We start from the raw sequence: 24258 nt of genomic DNA on the forward strand, positions 1-24258 counted from the left end.
TCAAAGCACAGACGCGGGCTCGGGCAGGCGGACCGTCGCCGCCTGCGTGACGGGCACCCACAGCAGCAGGTCCCCGTCGATCTCGCTCAAGGCCAGCGAAGCACCGGGTACCAGCGTTCGGTAGCCGGGCGGCGGCGCGGCGCCGGCGCCGGGGGGCGCGCGCTGCACCAGCACGTCGATGCGTCGGCCCTGCCGCAACAGCCGCACGCGGGCCTGCGGCCAGTGCGGCGGCAGGCAGGGCTGCACGCGCAACTGGCTGTCGCTCAGCTTGACGCCGCAGATGGACTCGACCGCCGCGCGCAGCAGCCAGCCGGCCGCGCCCGTGTACCAGCTCCAGCCACCTCGGCCCGCGTGCGGCGCGGCGGCCTCGATGTCGCCCGCCACGGCGAACGGCTCCAGTCCGTAGTCGGCGCCATGCGCGCCGCGGTGGGCCGGGCTGATGGCCGTGAAGGCCGCCCAGGCGCGCTCGGCTTGGCCTAGGTGGGCGCTGGCCATCAGCGCCCAGGTGGCGCCGTGGTTGTACTGGCCGCCGTTCTCGCGCACGCCGCCGGGGTAGGCCTGGATGTAGCCGGCCGGCGGCTGGTGGTCCTTCAACGGCGGCCACAGCAGGCGCAGCAGGTGGGCATCACGGTCGTGCAGCTCGCGCCAGGCGCTGTCCAGCGCCTCGCGGGCGCGCTCGGGCCGGGTGGCGCCGGTCAGCACGGCCCAGGCCTGCACGATGAGGTCGATGCGGCATTCGGTGTCGCTGTGGGTGCCAAGCACGCTGCCGTCGTCGAACCAGCCGCGCCGGTACCAGCGGCCGTCCCAGGCCTCAGCATCCAGCGCGGCAGACAGTGCCTTGCGCGCTTGCTGCCAGCGCGTGGCGCGCGCCGACTCGCCCCGCGCCAGGGCGAGCGGCCGCAGCGCGTCGATGACCGCGCACAGGAAGAAGCCCATCCACACCGACTCGCCGCGGCCCTCGGCGCCGACGCGGTTCATGCCATCGTTCCAGTCCCCGGTGCCGAACAGCGGCAGGCCGTGGGCGCCCACCGGGAGGCTGACATCGATGGCGCGCGCCGCATGCTCATAGATGGTCGCTGTCTCGTCGCTGACGGCGGGGATCTCGTAGACATCCTCCTGACCCTCGGGCACCGGGCGGCCCTGCAGGAAAGGCAGCACCTCGTCGGCCAGCGCGGTGTCGCCGGTGCGCTCGATGTAGAGGGCCAGCCCCAGCGCAAGCCACAACCGGTCGTCGGCGAAATGCGTGCGCACGCCGGCGCCGGCCGGCTCGTGCCACCAATGCTGCACATCACCGGGCGGGAACTGGCGCGCCGCATGCTTGCGGATCTGCGCGGCCAGCCGCTCCGGCGCGTGCGCCACCAGCGACATCGCGTCCTGCAGCTGGTCGCGGAAACCGAAGGCGCCGCCGGCCTGGTAGAAGCCGGCACGGCCCCAGATGCGGCAGCCCAGCACCTGCGTCGGCAGCCAGTGGTTGACGAGGGCGTCGAAGGACGGATCGGGTGTGTCCACCTGCACCGGCGCGCTCAAGCGCCGCCACACCTCGCGCTGCTCGGCCAGCCGGCGCAGCGGGTCCGCTTGCCAGGCACTTGCGGCCTGCTCGCGCGCAGCGGCCAGGCTGGGCGCATGTCCCAACAGCACGGTGCAATGCCAGGCATGGCCGGCCTCCAGGCGCAGCGGCACGGCCAACAGGGCGGCGGGGTCGGTGGCCGGGCCCGCCAGGCCATCCAGCGCATGCGGCATGACGAGGCGGCCTTCGTCGTCGAACAGCAGGCGGCGGTCGCCGCTGGCCTCGACGGCGGCCGTCCAGGGCCGCGGCACGTTGAGGTCGGGCGTAAAACCGGCGTCCACCGGCCAGGGCCACAGCGCCTGGTCGCCCGAGAGGGCCTCGATGTGCTCGGCGGTCACGTCGCCGGCCCGTACCGGGCGCAGTGCCAGCCAGGCCGTGTGGCCGCCGAACCCGTTGAGACCGTCGGTTTGCGTCGCCAGCGCCAGCAGCGGGCCGTCGCCGGCCGCCGGCTCCAGCCGCGTGACGACGCTGCGGCGCGCGCCGCTGTCCATGCCCAGCTGCCACTGCGCGGCCGCCAGCAGCCGCATCGGGCGCGGCGGGCGGCCGGGCGCGGCATGCAGCTCGACCTGGCATTGCTTGACTGCGGTCATCGCGTCCACCGTCCAGCGCAGCCGCACGACCATGCCGGGCAGCATGAAGCTCATGGCCGACGCGCCGGGCGCGTGGGCCACAGTCTGTTGCGGGCTGGAGCGGCCCAGCAGCCAGGCCTTGCCACTGGCCAGGCAGTGCAGCACCAGCCACTCGCCCGGCGAATCGAGCAGTGCGTCGTTGGACCAGGGCGTGATCTGGTGCAGGCGGCTGTTGCCGGCCCAAGCCGTGCCGGCGCCGCGCTCCGACACCTGGCAGCCGAACTGCTCGTTGGCGATGACGTTGATCCACGGCCGTTGCGGCTGTGCGCCCTCGTCCAGCTCGAAGACGCAGGCGCCGCTGTCGGGCTCGAAACGGCTCTCGGGCGTTGTCGTGCCAGGCCGCGCCGGCACGGTGGACACCAGCGTCGCGCCGTGACCGCGCCGCGCCTTGGCGGCCTGCTCGTGGCTGATGCCCAGTCGCTCCAACTGCTGGCCCAGCGGCCGGCCATCGGCAAACCAGCGCACGCGCGCCAGCAGGTTGAGCGCAAAGCGCGTGTCCGGCCCCACCGTCTCATCGGACAGAACGTGCACCCGGCAGCGGCCGTGGGCCTGCTGCTCGGCCAGCGAGCGCAGCGCACGCGACACCGGCGCCAGATAGGACGGCGGTTCAGCGTCCAGCACGACCACGTCGACGGGCAGCGGGCTGCCCTGGGCCTGCAGCAGCGCGCACAGCTCCCGCACCATGACCACGCCGGTCGCATCGGCCACGCGGATCAGCACGATGGGGTCATCGCCCGAGATGCCGTGGCGCCAAAGCGCGTCCCGTTCAAAGCCGGTCTCCGGCACCGGCAGCGGCTCGCGGGCGGCCTGAGAGGTCAGCAGCGTCTGCAGCGTCAGGCCGGCGCGCCAGGCGCCCGGCGCCAGCGCCGCGCCCTGCGTGCGCACGCCGGCCATCGTGTGCGCCAGTGTCAGCGCGCGCTCGCACAGGGCCGGCTGGCGCAACTTGTCCAGCATGTGGTTCAGCGTCTGCGGCTCGCGTGCGGCTGCCGTGGCCAGCGTCAGCGTCACGCTGGCGCCGGGTGGCAGCTCCAGCATCAGGTGCAGCAGCGAGATCGGGTCGTTGCCCGTGTCCAGCATGCCCGCCGCGTTGTTCAGGCCGGCCACCTCGCCGGCCTGCAGCGCCGCGGTGGCCGCATGGGCGATGACGCCGCCCGGCTGGCCCGGCGTGCCACCGCGCGCCAGCCAATGCGCGCGGTCGGCGCTGGCACGCACGCGGTTGACCCGCGCGCCGCCGTCCAGCTCCACACCCACCAGGGCGTGCACCGCATGCAGGCCCGACTCGTTCGGGCTGCGCGGCAGCCGTTGCCAGTGCAACGCGTGCTGGCCGGGCTCCCAGCGCGCCTGCAGGAAGAGCTTGCCGAACGCGGGGTGGGCCAGGTCGGCGCGTGCCGGCGCCAGCACGGGCTCGAAGCTCGACACCAGCGCCAGCCGGCGTGGCCGCTCGGCGAGGTTGCGCAGCGTGATGCGGCGCAACTCGACGTCGTCTTCCACCGCCACCCAGGCCTCGGTGTGGGCATGCAGCTCCTCGCCCTGGGCGGTGAACTGGGCGCTGGCCGGATGCAGGCGCACGCCGTAGCGCCACTGCGGGCCCGGCGTGGGCTTGAGCGTCAGCGAGCGCCAGGGGCTGGTCTCGGGGTTACCGTTCCAGGGCAGGTCCAGGTCGCGCAGGTGCAGATGATGGCCCAGCAGGTCCTGCGCCAGGTCGTCGCGCCAGCGGCTCACCAGCACCTGGCTGCCCGGCTCCCCCCAGACCAGCGTGCCGCCGCCGTGCTCGCGCACCATGACGCTGAGCTTGCCGTGACCCAGCCAAGCCGTGGCAGGCAGGGCGCGGCCGTGCAACTCCGGCACCACCAGCGAGATGCTCGCGCGGCGCGGCGCGCTGCGCCTGGGCTGGGGCGGCGGCTCGCGCAGCGGCGCCACCTTGTGCGGCGCACGCTCGTGCAGCAGCCAGCGCACGGCGCACAGGCGCGGCTCGGCGTCGGCCCAGCGCTGCGGCGCGCCGCCGCACAGCACCTCGGTCAGGGCGACCAGCGACATGCCCTGGTGATGGCTCATCGCCGTGCCGATGCGCTGGAAGCGTGGGCCGGGCGGCGCGCCCGCGGGCGGCTCGGGCTGGCGGCTGGCGGTGTAGTCCAGCGCCTCGACGAAACCGCCCTCGTGGCGCGCGCCCAGCGCCTGCAGCGCACGCAGGTTGGCCACGGCAGCGCGCGGCATCACCATGGTCGCCATCAGCGTGGCGTAAGGCGCGATGACGAGCTCATCGGGCGGCGTGTCGCGCAGCGCGAGGCTGGCCACACCTTGCGGGCCGTACTGGTAGGCCAGGCTGTTGTCGCGCTTGGCATAGGCGCTCTCGGACACGCCCCAGGGCAGGCCCGCTGCGCGCCCGGCGCGAATCTGCTCCATCACCGTCGCGCGCGCCGCGTCTGCCAGCGCGCTGCCCGTCGGCTCGTCCAGCACCAGCGACGGCATCAACATCTCGAACATCGAGCCCGACCAGCTCTTCAGCCCGGTCACGCGGCCGCGTGAGAAGAAGGGCCGTCCCAGCGCGCCCCAGTGCGCGGGCGGGATGTCGCCCTTGGCGATGGCGACGAGGCTGGCCAGCCGCGCCTCGGAGGCCAACAGGTCGTAGTGGTTCTGGTCCAGCCGCTCGGTGCCGTGCTCGGCATGGACGTTGGCGACGGCACCGATGTGCAGCAGGTGGCGCTGCCGGTCGTAGAGCCAGCTGAAGTCATGCGCCAGTGCCAGCGCGCGGCAGCGCGCCGCCACGGCGTTCAGCGCCTCGGCCACCGCAGGCGGCGGCGGCATGCCTTCACCGCCGCGCGCAAAGCCCTCGCAGGCGGCCGCGACGACCAGCAGGTGGGCGCAGAGGTTGCCGCTGTCGACGGTGGACAGGTAGTGCGGCTCCAGCACCGTCAGGCGCTCGGTGTCGATCCAGTTGTAGAAGTGGCCGCGATGGCGGGGCAGCTTGTCCAGCGTGTCCAGCGTGCGGCCGATCCGCTCGGCCAGGCCCACGTCATGCAGCCAGCCGAACTCGCGTGCGCAACAGGCCGACAGCAGGTACAGGCCGATGTTGGTCGGCGAGGTGCGGTGGGCGACGGCAATGTCGGGATCGAACTGCACGTTGTCGGGCGGCAGGTCGTTGTCGTCCTTGGTCACCCAGCGCTCGAACCAGCGCCAGGTGTCGCGCGCGATGCTCAGCAGGTACTGGCGTTCGTCGTCGTCGATGGCCTCGCGGCGCGGTCGCGCGCGCGGCCGGCTGGCCAGGCCTATCCACAACGGCGACAGCGCCCAGGCGGCCAGCAGCGGCAGGGCGATGTCCCAGGCCACGGGCTGGCCGATCAGGGCCGGCGTCATCAACAGCAGCGCCAGCACGCCGCTGGCGAAGGTCAGCCGGCGGTGCTGGCGCCACAGGGACTTCCAGTCCGTGCGCGCAGCCGCCTCGGCGGCGTCGGCGGTCGTCCACTCCAGCAGATGCTGGTGGCTGACGCGCTGCCGGTACAGAGCGCGCCCGATGGCGTCGAGGTTGAGCCAGCTGGCCGCCGGCAGCATGGCGATGTGCCAGACGACGCCGCCGAACACACGGCCCAGTTCGGTGGCGGCATGGCGGTAGAAGCGCGGCAGCGAGATGTGCTCGCGTGCCGGTGCGCAGGCGGCCAGCGCGCCCATCAGCGGCCCGGCGCCAAAGGCGGCGGCCACCAGGCCCAGCGCCCACAGCGGCGTCAGACCCACGCCCACCCACGACGCCACCAGCAGCAGCAGCGCGGCCGGCGCGACAAGCGAGCGGCGCAGGTTGTCCAGCATCTTCCAGACATGGATGCCGCGCAGGCCCCATCGCCTGGGGTTGCCGAGGAAGGGCAGCAGCTGCCAGTCGCCGCGCGTCCAGCGATGGATGCGCGACGCGGCGACATCGGCATGCATGGGCGCGGGCTCGACGAGGATGACATCGCTGACGCCGGCACAGCGCATCAGCGATCCTTCCAGCAGGTCGTGGCTCAAGACCTGACCCTCGGGGAAGCGGTGGCTCAGCACCTGGGCCGCAGCGTGCACGTCGATCAGGCCCTTGCCGGTGCCGCTGCCCTCGTCGAACAGGTCCTGGTAGACCTCGGAGCTGGCGGCGCTGTACGGGTCCAGCCCCGGCTGGCCGGCGAACAGGCTGTGGAACCAGGTGCCGTGCACGGTGGAACTGCCGGCGGCCGTGGCCAGTGGCGTGGCCACGCGCGGCTGCAGCATGCCGTGGCCGCGCACGACGGTGATGGCGCCGGTGTCCGAGCGGTGCAGGCGCGGCCGGTTCAGCGGGTGGGCGGCGATGGCCACCATTTCGCGCAGCGCGCCCGGCGGCAGGGCCGTGTCGGCGTCCAGCGTGATAATGTGTTGGATGCCCGGCGCCGGCGTGGACAGCTCACCGAGGTCGACGAAGCGGTCAGGCAGCAGCTCCGCCGACTGGCCCGCCAGCAGCGCGGCCAGCGCCTCGGTCTTGCCGCGCTTGCGCTCCCAGCCCATCCAGCGCTGCTCGGTCTCGCTCCAGCGCCGCGCGCGGTGCAGCAACAGGAAGCGCGGCCGGCCGTCGCAGGCCGTGCCGTGGCGCTGGTTCAGCGCCTCGATGCCGGCACGTGCATGGGCCAGAAGGCTCTCGTCCTGCGGCAGCTGCTCGGCCTTGGCGTCGGCCCAGTCGCTCAGCAGAGCGAACTGCGCCTCGGCCTCCAGGTTGGCGAGGTGGTGGCGCTCCAGTTGGGCCAGCAGCGTCGCGATCCCTTTCGGGCGCGTCAGCATGCACGGGATGACGACGATGCTGCGCGCCGTGGGGGGGATGCCGTGCGGCCAGGCCAGGCGCGGCAGGCGCGCCGGCGGCGCGGACTCGCTGATGAGCCGGTTGGCCAGGGCCACGACGGCCTCGCTGGCCGGCAGGTGGGCCAGCAGCACCGCCAGCACTGCCATCGGCCAGCCGGCCTCGGGCGGCAGGCCCAGCCGCATCAGCGCGAACAGGACCAGGCCGAACAGGGCGGCCAGGCTCGTGAGATAGAAGGCGGTGCGGTGGCGAGCCAGCGCCGCCGTGCTGCGCTCGCCGAAGGTCGGGCGCAGCTGCAGCGCCGCCAGCAGGCGATCACGGCCGGCGCCGGTCAGCCAGTACAGCGGGGCGCGCTCCTCGGCATCCTCGGCCCAGGCCGGGTCGTTGCAGAGCGTGCTCAACGCCTGGGCGACGTCGGACTCGGGCACGTTGTGACGCTCGGTCAGCGCCTCGATGGCGTGCATGGCCATGTCGCGCGTCGCCTCGTGCTCCTGGCGATACACGTCGATGCGGCCGAGCGCCCGCAGCGTCGGGTGTACGGCCTCGAACAGGCCGCCCCAGTCCGCCGCGCCGAGATTGCGCAGGCCGCCGATGGCGTTGCGGATGCTCTGGTGATCGGCGGCACTTTCCGCCTGCTCGGCGGCCTGCATGGCGGCGGGGTCGGGCAGCATCTCGGCCAGCCAGACGCTGGCAGCTGCCCACGACGAATCCTCAGGGTCGCTGTGCTCAGGCTGGCCCATGGCACGGTCGGTCAGCCGCTCGTGCAGGCGCTGAGCCAGCGCACTGACGGCCGGGTCGCGCGGCCAGGCGGCTTGCCACTGCTGCAGCTGGCTGCGAGTTGCAGCGGCGTCGAGATTCGGCAGGGCCTCGAACAGGCGCTGCGCGGCACGGCGCGCGAGATGACGCCAGGCGGCGCGCTCGGCCAGCCGGCGCAGGTTCTCCACCAGCACGACGCGCAGCGTGGACGGCAGCGCCCACAGCTCGCGCAGCGTCAGGGCCTCAACCTCATGGTGGCCGGCCAGGAAGTGATGCAGCAGCGTCAGGTCCAGCGAGCTGTCCGAGTGCGCCACCCAGGCCCAGGCGACGCCATACACGCGCGGCAACCCCTGCAGCGGGTCGTCCGCCAGCCGGGGCAGGCGCTGGAAGTAGCTGCGCGGCAGGTCATGCAGCACCTCGTCGAGCTGCTGCTGCACGATGCGCGCGTTGTCCAGCAGCCAGGCGTGTGCAGGGTCGATGTCGGCTTGCAGGCCTTCTTCGGACAACACATCAAGTGCGGCCCCCCAGGCGCGCAGATTGCTGCGCAGGCGCGGTGAGAACGGCCGCGGCTGGCTGCGCAGGTCGTCCACGCGCTGCGCGGCAGCCAGGCTGCGGCCATGTTCGGCAAAGCGCTCGGCACCGAACTGCACGGCCCGCACCGGGGACGCCGCGGCTTCCGGGCCGCTGGTCAGACGAAGAAAAGCTTGGGCAACACCCGTGGGCGTCAGGTCGTGCGGAGAACGGTGAGGCGGCGATGCAGACATGCATGGACTTTGGGCGGTGAGCCCAGGTCGGCACAGCGGCTCGGGTCGCGTGTCACTGTCGGTGCAGTCCTACATTCCTCCGGCAGGACGGCTGATCTGCCGCATCGTGAAAAATTGTGACGAAAACGCCCGGTCGAGCACGTTGTTGCGCTCAGTTAGGGGGTTCGCACCAAGCCGGTGCTCAGCGACCGCGCAGGCGGTTGGCGAGTGCCTCGAAGGCTGCATCCACTGCCGCCGGCTGAGCATCTGCCAAGTGCGCCCGCAGCACGCGCCGCAGCGTCTCGGGCTGCGGTGTCAACGGGCCGGCAAACCGCACGCGGGTGTCGTCGGCGATCAGCAGCGTAGGAAAGGTCTCGATGTCGAGGTCGTCGATCAAGTCCGCCTCGTCCTCGATGTCGATCCAGTGCACCCGCAGGCCGGCCTGCGGCAACTCGGCGCAGGCGGCTTCAAAGACTTGTTGATACGACTCGCAGGTGCGGCACCAGGCGGCGCAAAGGCAGGCGACGTGGACGGTCATGGGCCGGCATGGTGCCACGCGCTTCCCTGACCCTGCCGCGCGACGGTCCAATCCGCGCGCCCGATGCGGCGCGGCCGGGACTGGCCTTTGCGGTGGAAGAAGCGCACCTGCACCTCGCCGGCAAGCACCTCGGCGATACCGAAGTTCTCGATCTCGTCGCCGAAAACCACGGCGTCCCGTATTGCGGCGCCGGACGCGGTGGCTTCATGCAGCGCCAGGCCGTCAGCATCGCCGTGCGAGGCGAAGACGTTGTAGTGGACGTCGCCGCTGAGCATCAGCAGGCGGTGCCCGTCGGCAATGGCATTCAGCGCGGTCCAGTCGTGCAGGTACTTCTTCCAGCCGGCGCTGGTCGAGCCGCTGGCGACGAGATGCACCGCGCCGGGCGCCGCGGCGGCCACGGCTGCGGCCATGGCGGCGAGCTGCGGCTGCCCGAGGATGGCGCGACTGCGCTGTGGCACCAGCCAGGTTTCGGTGCGGCAGGTGCGGCCATCGGTGAGGTGCAGCCACAGGTCGTCCTGCAGTGGCACGGCCTCGTACATCGGCCCGTCGTCGCCCGCGGCCGGCGGCTGCGTCTCATGGAACGAGGCCGGGAAGCTGCCGACCTCGGTCAGCGCCTGCCGGAACGCGCCGAACAGCACGCGGCTTCGCGGGATCTTGTCGCGGTGTTCGGGGATCTCGACGATGGCGGCACCCGCGGCATCGTTCCACAGGAAATCGTGGTCGTCCCAGATGGCGAACACCCGGCGCCCGCCCTTGGCGGCCATGTGGCGCAGCAGCGCATCGAACTCCGGCACGGCGAGCTGCGCGCGGTAGAGCGCATGACAGTGCTCGCCGAACTCGTCGTCGGACATGCGGCGCGGCGCGACGTCGATGTCCAGGTAGATGGCGTCGCCCAGCAAGAGCAGGTAGTCGGGGTCCGCAGCCTGGATGCGCTCCCAGACGGGCTGGCGGTCGAAGCGTTGCGCCAGCATGCAGGACGTGAAGGCGATTTTCATTCTCGGCTTCCATCGGTGTCGAAAGCCGCAGGATGCCGCAACGCCGCACGGGCCGGAAGCTCAGTGGCCGACGATATGCCGCAGCACCCGCTCCTCCAGCTCGGCGAAGCCCGCTGCAGTGCGTGAGCGCGGGCGGGGCAGGGCGACGGTTGCATCCAGCGCGATTCCGCCCCGGTCGATGAGCAGCACGCGGTCGGCCAGGGCCACCGCCTCGGCCACATCGTGTGTGACCAGCAGGGCCGTGAAGCCGTGCCGGCGCCACAGCTGCTCAATCAGGCGGTGCATCTCCAGCCGGGTCAGCGCATCCAGCGCACCCAGCGGTTCGTCCAGCAGCAGCAGGCGCGGGCGGTGCACCAGCGCGCGTGCCAGGGCCACGCGCTGGCGTTGGCCCCCGGACAGCGTCGCCGGCCAGTCGTGGCCGCGGCCGGCCAGGCCGACCTGGGCGAGGGCTTCCAGCGCCCGGTCCTTCGCATCCACACCCGCCAGGCCCAGCGCCACGTTGTCGGCCACGCGCTTCCACGGCAGCAGGCGCGCGTCCTGGAACATCAGCCGGCGCTCGTGCGAGGCGCCGGCATCGATGCGGCCGGCGGTCGGTGCGTCCAGCCCGGCGATCAGACGCAACAACGTGCTCTTGCCGCAGCCGCTGCGACCCACCAGCGCGACGAACTCGCCGGGCGCCACCGTCAGGTCCAGGTCTTGCAGCACATGCCGTGCGCCAAAGGACTTGGCGACGCCGCTCAGTTGCAGGGCCAGGCCATGTGAGGTGTCGCGCCCGGGTGCGCGGTCGGCCACGGGTTGTCGTGTCGGCAGGGGCGCGTCGATCTCGGTCAGCCACATGGTCAAGCTCCTTCTGCGGCATAGCCGCGGTGCCAGGGAAGCCAGGCGCGCTCCAGGCCGCGCGCAACGACGTCAGCCAGCTTGCCCAGCAGCGCATAGAGCAGGATGCCGACGAGCACGATGTCGGTCTGCAGGAACTCGCGCGCATTCATCGTCAGGTAGCCGATGCCGGCCTGGGCCGACAGCGTCTCGGCCACGATCAGCAGCACCCACATCAGGCCGAGCGAGAAGCGCAGCCCGACGAGGATGGACGGCAGCGCGCCCGGCAGGATGACCTGCCGGTACAACTGCCAGCTGTTGAGGCCGTAGCTGCGCGCCATCTCGATGAGGTCGCGATCGACGCCGCGGATGCCGTGAAAGGTGTTCAGGTAGACCGGGAAGAACACGCCCACCGACACCAGCACCAGCTTGGCCGCCTCGTCGATGCCGAACCACAGGATGACGAGCGGGATCAGCGCCAGCGCCGGAATGTTGCGCAGCATCTGCAGGGTGGTGTCGAGCAGGGCCTCGGCGCGGTGCCAGGTTCCGGTCAACAGGCCCAGCAGCAGGCCCAGCCCGCCGCCGATGGCCAGCGCCGAGAAAGCCCGCGCGGCGCTGACGCCGACGTGATGCGCGAGTTCGCCCGAGCGCAGCAGCTGCCAGAAGGCCGCCAGCACGGCCGCCGGCTCCGGCAGGATGCGCGCCGACAGCAGGCCGCTGCGCGAGGCGATCTCCCAGCCGACGAGGATGGCTGTGGGCAGCAGCCAGGGGGTGAAGCGGCTTGTGATCGTCATGTCAGCTCGCGGAGACCGCTTTTGGGACGTAGCTGTTGGCCACGACTTCACCGAACGGCCCAGTCAGCGCCGGGGCGCTGAGCTTCTCGCGTACCGCCAGCGGCAGCAGCGGGAACACCAGCTCGGCAAAGCGGTGCGCCTCGTCCAGATGCGGGTAGCCGCTGAAGATGAAGTATTCGAGGCCGAGGTCGGCGTACTCCTTGATGCGGTCGGCGACCTGCTGTGGGTTGCCGACCAGCGCCGTGCCGGCGCCGCCGCGCACCAGGCCCACGCCGGCCCACAGGTTGGGCGAAATCTCCAGCCCGGCGCGGACGTCGTTCTTATCGAAGCGTCCGCCATGCAGCTCGGCCATGCGGCGCTGGCCGACCGAGTCCATGCCCTTGAAACGCGACTGGGCGGCGGCGACGGTCGCTTCGTCCAGCTCGGACAGCAGCTCGCCGGCGGCGCGCCAGGCCTCGTCCTCGGTCTCGCGCACGATCACATGCAGGCGGATGCCGTAGCGCAGCTCGCGCCCGCGGGCGGCGGCACGCTCGCGCACGTCGGCCAGCTTCTTCTGGACCTCGGCCGGTGGCTCGCCCCAGGTCAGGTAGGTGTCCACCTGTTCGGCCGCCAGATCGTGCGCCGGGCCCGAGGAGCCGCCGAAGAACACCGGCGGGTAGGGCCGGCTGATGGGCGGGTAGAGCACCTTGCCGCCCTTGACGCTGAGGTGCTCGCCGTCGAAGTCCAGCGGCTCGCCGGTGTGCGAGCGGGCCAGCAGCTCGCGCCAGATGCGGATGAACTCGGCCGACTGCTCGTAGCGCGCGGTGTGGTCGAGGAATTGCCCGTCGCCCGCCAGCTCCTCGGCATCGCCGCCGGTGACGAGGTTGACGAGCAGGCGGCCGCCCGAGAGCCGGTCCAGCGTGGCGGCCATGCGGGCGCTCTGCGAAGGCGCGACGAGGCCGGGCCGCAGTGCGACGAGGAACTTCAGGTGCTTGGTCGCGTCGATGAGGCTGGCCGCGACGACCCAGGAGTCCTCGCAGCTGCGGCCTGTGGGCAGCAGCACGCCCTCAAAGCCGAGGCTGTCGGCCGCGATGGCGATCTGCTTGAAGTAGGCATGGTCAGCCACGCGCGCGCCGCGCGAGCTGCCGAGGTAGCGGCTGTCGCCGTGGGTGGGGATGAACCAAAAGATTTTCATGCTTTGACCTGGGCAAGCGCATCGGCGATGCGGATGGGGCGGGGGATGAGGCCGAGTTCGGCGAAGGCGTCGGCGACCTGCTGCTGGTCGCGGATGAGGTCGGCCGTCAGCGGGCCGACCGGCGCAGGGCCGCGCCGCTCGACCATGCGTTGCACCGTGGCCGCCGGCAGGCCGGCGAAGTCGGCATAGCGCTGCACCGCCTCCCGCTTGTCGGCCCGGGCGCGCGTGTCGGTGTCGGTGAGGGCCTGGAACAGCGTTCTCAGCAGGGTTGGCTGTTGGCTCAGCGAGCGCGATGCGAGATAGAAGGTGTTGTTGTTTGTCAGGCCGCGGCTGGTCACCAGCGCGCGCAGTTCGCCGGTGACCTCCGCCGCGGCGTAGTAGGGGTCCCACACCGCCCAGGCATCGACCGAACCGCGCTCAAAGGCGGCGCGCGCGTCGGCCGGGGGCAGGTGCACCGGCTGGATGTCGCTCCAGGCCAGGCCGGCGCGCTTGAGCGCCTGCACCGTCAGGAAGTGCGCGCTGCTGCCCTTCTGGAAAGCCACGCGGCGGCCCTTCAGGTCGGCCAGTGTCTTCAGCGGCGAGTCGGGCTTGACGAGCAGTGCCGAGCTATCGGGCTTGGCCGGCTCGGCGCCGACGTAGACGACGTCCTTGCCCGCTGCCTGTGCGAACACGGGTGGCGAGTCGCCGGTGGCGCCGAGGTCGACGCTGCCCAGCGCCAGTGCTTCGAGCAGCTGCGGGCCGGCGGGGAACTCGGTCCACTGCACGCGCGTGCCGGGCAGGCGCTGCGCCAGCAGGCCGTAGCTCTTGAGCAGCGCGAGGTTCAGCGAGCCCTTCTGGAAGCCGATGCGCAGCTGGGCGGACGCGTCGGCACGGGCGCGCGACCAGACCGCTGCCGTCGTGGCGAGGATGGCGACCGCGGCGCGGCGGGTGGTGTGGGCACTCATCGCGCCGCCTCCGCGAGCCTGGCCGTGCCGGCAGCGTTGGCGGGGATGGCGTCGGCCACGCGGATGGGCTTGGGAATCAGGCCGAGCGCATGGAAGGTGTCGGCGATCTTCTGCTGCTCGGCGGCGACGGCGGGCGTCAGCGGCTTCACGCCGAACTCGTAGCGCGTCAGGCTCTTCTCGACGACCTCGGGCTGCAGGCCCTGTAGCGGCGCGATGACTGCGGCCGCGGCCTTGATGTTGGCCTTCAGGTAGGCCGCCTGGGCCTGGGTGTCGTCGAACAGCGCCTGGATCACCTGCGGCTGCTGTTGCGCATAGCTGCGCTCGGCCAGGTAGTAGGCGTAGTTGTTGACGAGGCCGCGGCCGTCCTGCAACTGGCGGGCGCCGCTCTGCTTCTCGACGGCGGCGAGGAAGGGGTCCCAGATCGCCCAGGCATCCACCGCGCCGCGCTCGAAGGCCGCGCGGGCGTCAGCCGGCGGCAGGTAGACGGGCTGGATGTCGCTGAACTTCAGGCCCTGCTTCTCCAGCGCCTTGACGAGCAGGTAATGGACATTGCTGCCCTTGTTGAACGCGACCTTCTTGCCCTTGAGCTCGGCGACCGACTTGATCGGCGAGTCCTTGGGCACCACGATGGCCTCGGCTTCGGGCGCGGCGGGATCGAAGCCGATGTAGGCGAAACGCGCGCCCGCCGCCTGCGCAAAGATGGGCGGCGCCTCGCCGACGAAGCCCACGTCGACGGCACCGACGTTCAAGCCTTCGAGCAGTTGCGGGCCGGCGGGGAACTCGACCCATTTGACGGTGACGCCGAGCGGGGCCAGGCGTTTTTCAAGCGAGCCGCTGGACTTCTGCAGCGTCAGCAGGCTGGCGGATTTCTGGAAGCCGATTCGCAAGGTGCCGGGCAGCGAGCTGGTCTGCGCGGTGGCGTGGAGGCCGGCGGCGGTCAGCAGCAGCGGTGCGGTCCAGCGGAGGAAAGATCGGAAGAGCATGTGTTGTCCTGTTCAAAAAGATCCCGGCGCCGGGGCGCACCCGATCAGCACCCGTGGCGCCGGGATGAAGTCGCCGATCCCGCAACGGGGGGCGAGGAGACAAGGGGTGGTGGAGACTCAGCCGGCCGGCATCAACAGCTCAGCGCCGGCTCGGGCTGCGCCCGCATTCGCGACGACAGCGGCGCCAGCGCGCGGTCCAAGCGGGCAATCAGGTCGGGCTCGGGCAGGAAGCCGCCGGACTCGTGACGTCGCAACTGAGCGTCAGTGGCGAACACGCCGTCCAGCACATGGCGGGCGCCCAGTGCCGACAACACCGGCTTGAGCGCGTAGTCGAGCGCCAGGAAATGCGCCGGGCTGCCGCCGGTGGCCAGCGGCAGCACCAGCTTGTCGCGCAGCGCGTCGGGCGGCAGCAGGTCGAGGAAGACCTTGAGCAGGCCCGAATAGGCGGCCTTGTAGATGGGCGTGCCGACGACGACGAGGTCTGCCTGCTCGATCGCCCGCACGGCGGCGGCGATGGCCGGCTCCTGCACGTCGGCAGTCAGCAGGCCGGCGGCGGGCAGGTCGCGCACGAGGATGGCGACGGTCTGCGAGCCGCGGCCCGCCAGGCGCGTCAACGCGAACTGGGTGAGCCAGGCGGAACGCGAGTGTTCGCTGGGGCTGGCGGAGAGGCTGGTGATGTGCATGGCGGCCTGTTGGGGTTCAGGCTTTGCACGATAGGGAACGGCGCATCTTCGGTGAACGAAGGAAAGCGGCAATGTTTATTCGCGCAGCGTTGGCACGCCGCCTGCCACGCTGGGCCATTGCCCTCTTTGAAAGCCCGCCATGCCCGACGACACCCCACAGCACAGCGGCCAGGCCCGCGACCAAATCGACGTCCAGCTGGACGACGACCTGCACTATTGGGCGAAGAAGTTTGACGTCACGCCCGACCAGATCAAGGAGGCGGTGGACGCGGTCGGCAGTCGCGCGTCCGAGGTCGAGATGCACCTCAAAGGCAGCCGTGCCTCGACCAACGCGGATCAGGAGGCCCGCGGCGCCGCCGCGTCCTGAATTGCCATCGGTGCGCCAGGTAGGGCTGGTCCCTCCGGCGGGAATCGAACCCACATTTGCCGCTTAGGAGGCGGCCGTTCTATCCATTGAACTACGGAGAGCACCGGGCGTGGAGCCACGCCATCAGGGCGGCGCGCATTCTCGCATGGGGTAGGGCGGGCTTTCTGGCAGCATGCGCCGTCCTTCAATCGCGGAGCGCGACATGACTCACCAAGGAAGCTGCCACTGCGGCCACATCAAGTTTGAGGTCGACGGCGAGATCGACTCCGCCCTGGCCTGCAACTGCTCGATCTGCCAGCGCAAGGGTTCGCTGCTGTGGTTCGTGCCGCGCAGTGCGCTCAAGCTGCTGACGCCCGAGGGCAACGCCAGCACCTACACCTTCAACAAGCACGTCATCCAGCACCGTTTTTGCCCGACCTGCGGCATTCATCCCTATGGCGAGGGCAAGGCGCCCAACGGCGACGTGACGGCGGCGATCAACATCCGTTGCCTGGACGGCATCGACTTGCGGGCAGTGCCCGTCACGCACTACGACGGACGGGCGATGTAGGGGCGTGGCGCCGGCTTCACGTGGCTTCAGGCGGCTTCGAACTGCGTGACCAGGTAGGGCCGGCCGGCGATCTGCGTCAGCACGCGGCGCGGCAGTCCTGCGATGGCATGCCTGCTGCCGCCGCGGGTGGCGCGTGCGACGGCGGCCTGCACCGCGTTCAGCAAAGCGGTGAGCAGCGGTCGTTCACCGCGGCATTGCGACCGGGGGATGACCAAGGCCAGCTCGACGCTGCGGCGGCCGGCCTCGCCGGCCTCCAGCTCAAGGCTGGCGTTGACGACCAGCGTGGATGGCGTGCTGAGCGAGACGTCGAGGTCGGCGTCCACGTGCTGGTCATCGGCCACCGGAAGGGGTGGCAGGGAGAGGATTGGAAGCGATTCTTGGGACATGGCGGCATCTTCGAAGACGCGTCGGGCGTGCGTTGTCGGGCGCGCCGTGGCTTGGCTGTAGGACGGTGCCTAACGATCAGGCGCGCATCAGCGGCATAGCCTGCTTGACGGTGGGACGCGCGAACACGCAGCCGATCAGGGCGCGCGCAAAGAAGTAGTCGTTGCGTGCCTTGTCGCCCAGCGCGTCGAGACCGACATGGCCTTCGGGATCGCAGGGAATGTCCAGGCCGGCGCCTTGCGCGGCCAGCGGCTCGAAGTGCAGCAGGTGCGTGGCCTGGGCCTGGGTCGGCAGGGCGTCGGCAACGGGGGCCAGCGGCGCGGCCGCGGGCACCGACAGCAGCGTGGGCGCCGCCGTTGCGGGCGTCTGGGGCAGATCGTCGGCAGTGAGCGCGGTGGACCGAAGCTGGGTCATGCTGAACCTCCGTGGGAATCAACAGCGATGAGTCAACTTTGGCCGCTGCTGGCGCCTGCGCTTGTAGGCCGGTCCGGGAAGCGGGGCTCCGTAGCGGCGCGTTCGCGCGTAGGAGGGGGCTGGCAGCGCGGAGCGGGTCCTCAGTTCCACTTCCATTGCCAGATCAGGTCCAGCGCGGTGTCGTCGCCGCTTTGCGCCCGCAGCGTGAAGCGCTGGGCGATGCGGTAGATGAGCTGCCAGGAGCCGGTCGTGGCATTCAGGCTGCGCTCGTAGCCGACATACCAGCGCCGCGAGATCTGCTTGCCCAGCCGCACGATGGTCGAGCGCGTGTCGTCATCGCTCTGCGACAGCGACAGCTCGTCCAGCCCGATGTTGCGCAGCGCGCGGCCGGTGGCGCCTTCGCCTTCGCCGCTCAGCAGGGCGACAGCGGCACGTTGCAGCAGGGCGGTGTCGGTGCGACCGAGGCCGTCGGGCTCGCGGCCGAGCAGCAGCCAGGAGAGCTTGTCGGTGTCGCTCATGTCAGGCTCGGAATACAGGCTGACGCGCGGTGCCAGCGCCGTGCCGCCGACATACACGCCCACGCGGATGTCGAGGTTGGGCCGCACGGCCAGCAGGTCCAGCGAGGGGTTGTTGAGCGTGCCGGTGAAGCTGATGTCGCCGCGCTCGATCTCCAGCTTCTGGCCGTAGGCGGCGTACTGGCCGCCATCGGCGTCGAGCTTGCCGGTCACGCGCAGCGGGGCATCGTCCTTTTGCGAGATCTGCAGCTGGCCGCGCAGCGTGGTCGCCAGGCCGCGGCCGCGCACCTTGAAGTCGCGGCCGAAGTCCAGCGCGACATTGACGGTCGAGCGGCGCACGGCCTCAGGGGGCGGTGGCGTCGATGGTGACTGAAGGCCGCTGTTGCGAGAGCTGCGCACCACGGTCACGTCATCGGCCAGCGTCGGCGCATCGGCCTGCGTGAAGTCGATCAGGCCCTCGTCGGCGCGCAGCTTGCCGGCCAGCTGCAGGCCCTGGTCGTCGAGGTCCAGCTGGGCCTCGCCGCTGGCGACGATGCGGCGGTCCACGCGCGACAGCATGCGCAGCTTGTCGGCCTTGAGCTCGACATGGGCAGTCGGCTTGGCGCCGAAGTCGGCGCGGCCGGTGGCGCGCAGCCAACCGTCGCCGCCGCGGGCCTCCAGCCGCGTCAGCTCGGCATGCTGGCCGTTCAGCGCCAGCGAGAAGCGGCCTTCCGTGAAGTCCACGCCGTACAGCAGGTGGCGCAGCGCCAGGCCGTCGCCATCGACCGTGCCGGTCAGCTGCGGCGCTCCGGCGCGGCCCGCCAGCTGCACCGTCGCGCCCACGCGCCCGGCCAGGCGCCAGCCGGCCGGCACCCAACTGCCCCAGTTGGCGAGCTGGGCCACGTTGGCCTGCAGCACGCCCTGCACCGGCGTCTGGGCGTTCGGCCACAGCCCCGTGGGCCGCAATGCGATCGCGCCGCCGAAGCTGCCCAGCTCGCTGCCCGCCAGGCCCTGCGCGAACTGCCAGAGGCCGTCCTGCACATTGAGCGCCAAGCGCAGGTCGGTGAGGCCGAGCGGGCGTGAGCCGAACTCATCGGTCACCCGCAGGTCGCCGCTCTTGCGCTCGATCAGCAGTTCGGCCGTCAGCTTCTCATTGAAGAGCAGCGAGGCGTGGCCTGTCACGCGCAGATCGCCGCTCCAACCGAAGTCGGGTTGCCAACGCGCCAGCAGCGGCGCGGCGGCCAGGTCTTCCAGCTGCAGCTGCGCGCGCGCTTCCGGTCGCTCGCCGCCCCGCCAGCTCAAGGCCTGCCAACGCACGAAGGCGCCGCCGACCTCGGCGCGGCCGGGTTCCGCGACGACGCTCAGGCCCGGGCCAATCTTCAGGTTCACGCCGGTGGCGGCCAGCATGGCGGGCGTGTTGGGCCGCAGCGGCGCCATGTCCAGCGTGGCGATACGGCCGGCCCAGGCCTGGCCGTCCCAGCGGCCCTGGGCCTGCAGGGTGGCGCCGAGGTTGAGGTCCTGCTCCGGCGCGGGCCGCGCGCGGCCGGCGAGCTGCGCCTTGATCTCGTGGTTGCTGCGGCGCCCTTGCAGGTCGACCTTGGCGGTCTTGATGTCCGCGCGTGGATGGCGCAGGCCATTGACTTCCAGCGCCAGGGCCAGCGGGCCGTCGCCGTCGGCGCCCGGCAGCGGCAGCGTCCAGCGGCCTCGCGCATTGCCGACCGCGGTGCCGCTTGCATTCACGCCCGTCAGCGTCAGGCGGCCATTGCCGCCGATGCGCCAGGACGGCGTCGCCGCGGCCTTGCCACGGGCGGCAGGCGCGCGCTGCAGCTGCGCATCGCCCTCGCCCTCGGCCTGGCCGGCAACGGGCGCTTGCTCGAACAGCGCCAGCAGCGGGTTGAGTTCGGCCAGCCTGGGTGCCTGCAGCGCCCATTGCGCCGAGGCGGCCGTGGTGCGCGCCTCCCCCTTGGCTTGCGCGCGGTTGCTGCCCAGGCGCGCATCGGCGTCGAAGGCCGCGGCGTCGGCAGCCCGTGCGCGCTTGACGCTGAACTGGCCCTGCAGCGGCAGGCCGCCGAGCTGGCTGGGCAGCACCTTGGCATCGACCGTGCCCGTGGCGTTGTCGAGGCTGCTGCCGCGCACGTCCAGCTGCGCATCGGCGTTGAGCTGGGTGGCGGCCAGGCGTGCCCAGGCGGTGCCTGGCTGGCCGCGCCAGAGCAGGCGCGGGTCGAACTGGCGCAGCCTGGCGTCCAGCCGGGCAGCGAGGCCGTTCGCCGCGGTGGCGTCGACGCGGCCGCTGGCCTGCAGCGCGGCGTCGCCGCTGCTCAGGCGCGCTTCCTCGATGTCCCAGCTGCTGCCTTGTTCATGCAGCCGGCCCTGCACGCGGGCCTGCAGGCGCAGCGGCTTGGCCTGCACCGTGCCGCGCAGGTCCAGCCGGGCGGACAGGGGCTGGTCGGCGCCGCCGCCGGACAGTAGCAGCGGGCCGTCCAGCCGCGCCGGCGTGGCACGCGCATCCAGTGCCTCGGGGCGCAGGCCTTGCACGCGGGCATCGAGCTGCCAGCGGCCGTTCGTTTCGCGCGCGCCCTTGCCCTGCACGCGGCCACCGCCACTCAGCTCGGCGTCCAGTGCCGACAGGCGCAGGCTGGTGAGTTGGTCGGGCCGGCCGGCCACTGTCATGACCAGGCGCCTGACGGGCAGGGCGCCCTGGTCCCAGCGGCCAGCGGCGTCGTTGCGCAGGTCGGCCTGCAGCGTGGCCTCGGTATTCAGGGCCGGTGCGTCGAGCGTGGCGGTGCCGGTCAGCGCCGTGCGCGGCAGGCCGGGCACGAGGCTGCTGAGGGCGGCGAGATCGAATTTGTCGGCCTGCAGCTTCAGCGCGTTGACGGGCCAGGGCGCGAACGGGCGGACCTGGCCCTCTGCCTTCAGCGTCTGCTTGGCCGCCTCCAGCTCGGCCTTGGCGGCCAGCCTGGCCAGCGGCCCGCGTGCGGCGGCCACGGCCATCCAGGGCAGGTCGGTGGCTTCGTTCTGCTGCACCGTCAGCGTCGCCTCGGTGTGCAGCGGCGCGGCGCTGTCGACCTTGGCCTCGCCAGTGAGCAGCAGGTGCTGCCAGCGTGCGCCGGTCAGCTTGACGTGGTGGGTGCCGCTGCGCGGCAGGTTGATCTCGGCGACGATGTTCTGCAGCGGCGGCTGGGTGGCCGACCACGTCAGCCTGCCGATGTGCAGCTTGGCGATGCGCACGCCCAGCGGCAGCGACAGCTCGGGCGGCTCGACCGTGGGCCCGGTGCTGGGCTGGGTGCGGACGATGACGTCCTGGACCGACACCTCGGACGCTCGCAGCAGGCGCTGGCCAGGGCTGGCTCCCAGACCCGACCAGCGCAGGCCTATCAACTCGGCCTCGCCGCCGGCCCACTTGAGCAGCAGGCGCTTGGCGCGGAAGTCGCCCAGCAGCGAACCCTCCGGCGCCTCGACCTGCACGCCCGGCAGGTGCGCCATCAACCAGGCGCCGCCCGAGGGGCGCTGCAGCAGCCAGGCGACGAAGGCCGCCGCCAGCACGAGGACGGCGGTCAGCCCGATCAGGGCGTTACGCAGGATGCGGACGGAGCGCCTCACAGCGTGATGCCTACGGAGAAGTGCAGCCGCCACTTGCCCGTCTCATGGGCACGCGCGAAGTCCACACGCAGCGGGCCGACGGGGCTGCGCCAGCGCACGCCGGCACCGTAGCCCACGACGGGCTTGAAGTCGTTCCAGCGCGAAGCGGCATTGCCGGCGTCGACAAAGGCTGCGCCCCAGAGGCTGGGGAAGCTGGCCAGGATGGGCCGCGCGATCTCGACGCTGCCGGTGGCCATCACGCGGCCTCCCACGGTCAGGCCGTTCTGCACCGGCCCGAGGCTGCGGTAGGCATAGCCGCGGACCGACTCGTCGCCGCCGGCCAGGAAGAGCAGCTTCTCCGGCACACCGACCTGTTCGCGCGTGACGACCTGGGCCAGCTCGGCGCGGGCCGAGCCGAACCAGCCACCGATGGGCTTGTAGTAGCCCAGCTTGAACTGCATGCGGCCGAAGGGGCCGCTGTCATCGGTGCCGCCGCCACGTACGTGGCCCAGGCCAATGAGGGCCAGGGCCTGGTGGCCGTCGGTCGGCAGCAGGTTGCTGTCCAGGCGCCGGCGTATCCACTGTTGGTTGATGGAGATGGCCAGGTTGGTGTTGACGACATTGCCGGCCGTCTCGCGGGCGCGCAGCAGTTCGACATAGCTCAGGCGCTCGTTCTGCGTGGCCTCGTAGATGCGGCCCAGGCGCAGGCCCAGGTTCTGGGCCGTCTTGTCACTGCTGCGGTCATGCTCGAACTGCAGCGAGGCGAGGTTGCGCTTGAGGTCGGGCTGGGGGTGGGAGCTGAGCTCCAGCTCCAGGCCGCTGAGGTCGCGGCTGACCTGTACCTTGGAGCGCGCGCGCACGGGCAGGTCGAAGGGCCGGCGGTGCAGGTGCTCGACGCTGATGCTCTGGCCGTTGTTGGCGTGGTAACCGACGGCGACGGTGGCCTGCTGCAGCGAGCTTTCGGTCAGCGTCACGAGGACCGGGCTGGTGCCATCGGCCTCGACCGTCTCGGGCTGCAGCTGCACGCGCACGGCGTCGAAGAGCTGGGTCTTGGCCAGGCGCTCCTGGAAGTCGGCGAGCTGCTGCTCGGTGTAGACGCCACCGCGCTTGAAGCCGGTCAGGCGCTCGACGGTCTGGCGGGTCTGGCGGTTCAGGCCTTCGATGCGCAGCGTGCCGAACCTGGCCCGGTTGCCGCTGGCCACGACGAGGCGCAGCTCGGCCGTCTGCGTGTCGGGATCGACGCGGGCATTGGTTTCGGCCCAGCGCGCCAGCGGATAACCGCCGGCGCGGACGCGCACCAGCAGCTCGTTCTTGCCGCTGGCCCACGCGGCCTGGGTAAAGGTGTCGCCCTCGCCCAGCGGCCAGGCGCGGCGCAGGCTTTCGCGCAGCGCCTTGGCGTCGTCATTGGCGTCGGCCAGGCCCTCCTGGAAGTCGATGCTGACGCTGGCAACGCGGGTACGCGGCCCCGGCGTGACGTGCAGGCGCAGCTGCGAGGCGTCATCCGGATCGCGCTCGACCCGCGCGGTCGCGTTGAAGAAGCCCGCCGTCTCCAGCAGCGTCTGGGCCTGGGCCGGCGCCGCGGCCGCGAGGCGAGCCAGCTCGACGCGGCTCAGCGCTGCCTCGCTGGCGCGGTAGCGGGCGATGTCCAGGTGCTGCCGCAACAGGTTGCGCAGCCGGTTGTCGCGGAAGTCGTCCTCAACCTCGATGTCGAGGCTGTAGACGGCGGGCGCGTCGGCTGGCACGTCGGGGACCGGGACGGGCGCTGGCGTCGGGGCGGTTGTCGCACAGCCAATCAGCAGCACTGCAGCAAGCAGTGCGAGAAGACGCCTCATTTGCTCAGCAGCCGCATCGCGCCCTCAAGCCCGGACAGGGTCAGCGGAAACATGCGCTGCTGCATCAGCTGCTGGATCAGCGCGATGCTCTGCCGGTACTGCCAGACGCCTTGCGGCTCGGGGTTGATCCACGCATACCGGGGGAAGGCGTGCGTGAGGCGCTGGATCCATTCCGCGCCGGGTTCTTCGTTGTTGTATTCGACGCTGCCGCCGGCCTGCAGGATCTCGTAGGGGCTCATCGTCGCGTCGCCAACGAAGATGAGCTTGTAGTCGCGGTTGTACTTGCGGATCAGGTCGAAGGTGCTCAGCTTCTCGGCAAAGCGGCGCCGGTTGTTCTTCCATACGAAGTCATAGACGCAGTTGTGGAAGTAATAGAACTCCAGGTGCTTGAACTCGCTCTTGGCGGCAGAGAACAATTCCTCCACGCGGCTGACGTGCTCGTCCATGGTGCCGCCGACGTCCATCAGCAGCAGCACCTTGACCTTGTTGTGGCGCTCGGGCTGCATGCGGATGTCCAGCATGCCGGCGTTGGCGGCGGTGCCGTGGATGGTGCCGTCCAGGTCCAGCTCCAGCTCCGACCCCTCGCGGGCGAAGCGGCGCAGGCGGCGCAGCGCGACCTTGATGTTGCGCGTGCCGAGTTCCAGCGTGTCGTCGTAGTCGCGGTAGGCGCGCTGCTCCCAGACCTTGACGGCACTCTTGTTGCCGCCGGCGCCACCGATACGGATGCCCTGCGGGTTGTAGCCGCTGTTGCCGAAGGGGCTGGTGCCGCCCGTGCCGATCCAGCGGTTGCCGCCCTCGTGGCGCTCCTTCTGCTCCTCGAAGCGTTTTTTGAGCGTCTCCATCAGCTCGTCCCAGCCCATCTTCTCGATGGCGGCCTTCTGCTCGGGCGTCAGGTTGATTTCGAGGTTCTTCTTCAGCCACTCCAGCGGCACCTCGGCCGTGAAGTCGGTCAGCATTTCCACGCCCCTGAAGTAGGCAGCGAAGGCGCGGTCGAACTTGTCGTATTGGGTCTCGTCCTTGACGAGGCTGGTGCGGGCCAGGTGGTAGAAGTCGTCAATGCTGGCGGTGCCGCCGTTGTCGGGGCCGCCGATGACGCCGGCCTGCAAGGCCTCCAGCAGCGTCAGGTACTCGGGCACTGTCACCTTGAGCTTGGCGGCACGCAGCGTATAGAAAAACTGGATCAGCATGGCGACGCGGTCAAGTACAGCGGAGTCGAAAACGATTATGCAG

16 protein-coding genes and 1 tRNA gene are annotated in these 24258 nt (G+C 71.3%); 2 read left to right on the top strand and 15 right to left on the bottom strand.

All coding sequences use genetic code 11. The annotated features are described in order from the left end of the window. The 9 genes from ASC81_RS05030 to ssuE all read right to left on the bottom strand — a co-directional run bounded on the left by ASC81_RS05030 (position 1) and on the right by ssuE (position 15408). Positions 1-8502, bottom strand: a complete 8502-nt coding sequence (locus ASC81_RS05030) for a GH36-type glycosyl hydrolase domain-containing protein (protein ID WP_156391746.1) — start codon at positions 8500-8502, stop codon at positions 1-3. 181 nt (positions 8503-8683) lie between these two features. After that, a complete protein-coding gene (locus ASC81_RS05035; protein WP_056263413.1) occupies positions 8684-9019 on the bottom strand; it encodes a thioredoxin domain-containing protein in 336 nt (111 codons plus the stop codon). After that, complete coding sequence (locus tag ASC81_RS05040; RefSeq protein ID WP_056263415.1) at positions 9016-10014, bottom strand: alkaline phosphatase D family protein; 999 nt, start codon at positions 10012-10014, stop codon at positions 9016-9018. The genes ASC81_RS05035 and ASC81_RS05040 overlap by 4 nt, the downstream gene beginning before the upstream one ends. Before the next feature lie 60 nt (positions 10015-10074). Next, on the bottom strand, positions 10075-10851 hold the full coding sequence (locus ASC81_RS05045) for an ATP-binding cassette domain-containing protein (RefSeq protein WP_082536254.1): 777 nt from the start codon (positions 10849-10851) through the stop codon (positions 10075-10077). A gap of 2 nt (positions 10852-10853) precedes the next feature. After that, on the bottom strand, positions 10854-11624 hold the full coding sequence (ssuC, locus tag ASC81_RS05050; protein WP_082536255.1) for an aliphatic sulfonate ABC transporter permease SsuC: 771 nt from the start codon (positions 11622-11624) through the stop codon (positions 10854-10856). A 1-nt stretch (position 11625) separates the two neighbouring features. Next, positions 11626-12798: an FMNH2-dependent alkanesulfonate monooxygenase gene (gene ssuD, locus ASC81_RS05055; protein ID WP_056263418.1), complete on the bottom strand. Its 1173-nt coding sequence runs from the start codon at positions 12796-12798 to the stop codon at positions 11626-11628. After that, complete coding sequence (locus ASC81_RS05060; RefSeq protein ID WP_056263421.1) at positions 12795-13742, bottom strand: aliphatic sulfonate ABC transporter substrate-binding protein; 948 nt, start codon at positions 13740-13742, stop codon at positions 12795-12797. The genes ssuD and ASC81_RS05060 overlap by 4 nt, the downstream gene beginning before the upstream one ends. Next, positions 13739-14725, bottom strand: a complete 987-nt coding sequence (locus ASC81_RS05065; RefSeq protein ID WP_056263422.1) for a sulfonate ABC transporter substrate-binding protein — start codon at positions 14723-14725, stop codon at positions 13739-13741. The genes ASC81_RS05060 and ASC81_RS05065 overlap by 4 nt, the downstream gene beginning before the upstream one ends. A gap of 131 nt (positions 14726-14856) precedes the next feature. After that, on the bottom strand, positions 14857-15408 hold the full coding sequence (gene ssuE / locus ASC81_RS05070; protein WP_056263425.1) for an NADPH-dependent FMN reductase: 552 nt from the start codon (positions 15406-15408) through the stop codon (positions 14857-14859). A 139-nt stretch (positions 15409-15547) separates the two neighbouring features. On the opposite strand from ssuE, the gene ASC81_RS05075 reads away from it, so the two are divergent. Further along, a complete protein-coding gene (locus ASC81_RS05075) occupies positions 15548-15775 on the top strand; it encodes a DUF3606 domain-containing protein (RefSeq protein WP_056263428.1) in 228 nt (75 codons plus the stop codon). Positions 15776-15801: 26 nt separating this feature from the next. Here ASC81_RS05075 and ASC81_RS05080 read toward each other — a convergent pair. Then, positions 15802-15876: transfer RNA gene (locus ASC81_RS05080), tRNA-Arg, on the bottom strand. Positions 15877-15977: 101 nt separating this feature from the next. Here ASC81_RS05080 and ASC81_RS05085 point away from each other — a divergent pair. Then, positions 15978-16325 carry a GFA family protein gene (locus ASC81_RS05085; protein ID WP_056263431.1) on the top strand — a complete coding sequence of 116 codons (348 nt, stop codon included), beginning with the start codon at positions 15978-15980 and terminating at the stop codon, positions 16323-16325. Positions 16326-16351: 26 nt separating this feature from the next. Here ASC81_RS05085 and ASC81_RS05090 read toward each other — a convergent pair whose 3' ends face one another. The 5 genes from ASC81_RS05090 to ASC81_RS05110 all read right to left on the bottom strand — a co-directional run bounded on the left by ASC81_RS05090 (position 16352) and on the right by ASC81_RS05110 (position 24215). Further along, positions 16352-16711 (bottom strand): hypothetical protein, encoded by a 360-nt coding sequence (locus tag ASC81_RS05090; protein ID WP_156391748.1) that lies wholly within the window; start codon positions 16709-16711, stop codon positions 16352-16354. A gap of 76 nt (positions 16712-16787) precedes the next feature. Beyond that, positions 16788-17123 (bottom strand): hypothetical protein, encoded by a 336-nt coding sequence (locus ASC81_RS27730; RefSeq protein WP_235533568.1) that lies wholly within the window; start codon positions 17121-17123, stop codon positions 16788-16790. Between the two features lie 140 nt (positions 17124-17263). Next, a complete protein-coding gene (locus ASC81_RS05100; RefSeq protein ID WP_056263435.1) occupies positions 17264-21217 on the bottom strand; it encodes a translocation/assembly module TamB domain-containing protein in 3954 nt (1317 codons plus the stop codon). Continuing rightward, positions 21214-23028 (bottom strand): autotransporter assembly complex family protein, encoded by a 1815-nt coding sequence (locus ASC81_RS05105; protein ID WP_082536256.1) that lies wholly within the window; start codon positions 23026-23028, stop codon positions 21214-21216. The genes ASC81_RS05100 and ASC81_RS05105 overlap by 4 nt, the downstream gene beginning before the upstream one ends. Next, positions 23025-24215, bottom strand: coding sequence for a VWA domain-containing protein (locus ASC81_RS05110; RefSeq protein WP_056263438.1), 1191 nt, complete (start codon positions 24213-24215; stop codon positions 23025-23027). The genes ASC81_RS05105 and ASC81_RS05110 overlap by 4 nt, the downstream gene beginning before the upstream one ends. Between the last annotated feature and the right edge of the window lie 43 nt (positions 24216-24258).

Origin of the sequence: Pelomonas sp. Root405 (assembly GCF_001425165.1) — a bacterium.
Classification (GTDB): Bacteria; Pseudomonadota; Gammaproteobacteria; order Burkholderiales; family Burkholderiaceae_C; genus Pelomonas.

Coding starts and splice junctions, on each gene's coding strand:
- ASC81_RS05110 (WP_056263438.1), bottom strand. CDS start 24,215: ATGCTGATCCAGTTTTTCTATACGCTGCGTGCCGCCAAGCTCAAGGTG.
- ASC81_RS05045 (WP_082536254.1), bottom strand. CDS start 10,851: ATGTGGCTGACCGAGATCGACGCGCCCCTGCCGACACGACAACCCGTG.
- ASC81_RS05090 (WP_156391748.1), bottom strand. CDS start 16,711: ATGTCCCAAGAATCGCTTCCAATCCTCTCCCTGCCACCCCTTCCGGTG.
- ASC81_RS05040 (WP_056263415.1), bottom strand. CDS start 10,014: ATGAAAATCGCCTTCACGTCCTGCATGCTGGCGCAACGCTTCGACCGC.
- ASC81_RS05105 (WP_082536256.1), bottom strand. CDS start 23,028: ATGAGGCGTCTTCTCGCACTGCTTGCTGCAGTGCTGCTGATTGGCTGT.
- ASC81_RS05085 (WP_056263431.1), top strand. CDS start 15,978: ATGACTCACCAAGGAAGCTGCCACTGCGGCCACATCAAGTTTGAGGTC.
- ASC81_RS05075 (WP_056263428.1), top strand. CDS start 15,548: ATGCCCGACGACACCCCACAGCACAGCGGCCAGGCCCGCGACCAAATC.
- ASC81_RS05065 (WP_056263422.1), bottom strand. CDS start 14,725: ATGCTCTTCCGATCTTTCCTCCGCTGGACCGCACCGCTGCTGCTGACC.
- ssuC (WP_082536255.1), bottom strand. CDS start 11,624: ATGACGATCACAAGCCGCTTCACCCCCTGGCTGCTGCCCACAGCCATC.
- ASC81_RS05035 (WP_056263413.1), bottom strand. CDS start 9,019: ATGACCGTCCACGTCGCCTGCCTTTGCGCCGCCTGGTGCCGCACCTGC.
- ASC81_RS05060 (WP_056263421.1), bottom strand. CDS start 13,742: ATGAGTGCCCACACCACCCGCCGCGCCGCGGTCGCCATCCTCGCCACG.
- ASC81_RS05030 (WP_156391746.1), bottom strand. CDS start 8,502: ATGTCTGCATCGCCGCCTCACCGTTCTCCGCACGACCTGACGCCCACG.
- ASC81_RS27730 (WP_235533568.1), bottom strand. CDS start 17,123: ATGACCCAGCTTCGGTCCACCGCGCTCACTGCCGACGATCTGCCCCAG.
- ssuE (WP_056263425.1), bottom strand. CDS start 15,408: ATGCACATCACCAGCCTCTCCGCCAGCCCCAGCGAACACTCGCGTTCC.
- ssuD (WP_056263418.1), bottom strand. CDS start 12,798: ATGAAAATCTTTTGGTTCATCCCCACCCACGGCGACAGCCGCTACCTC.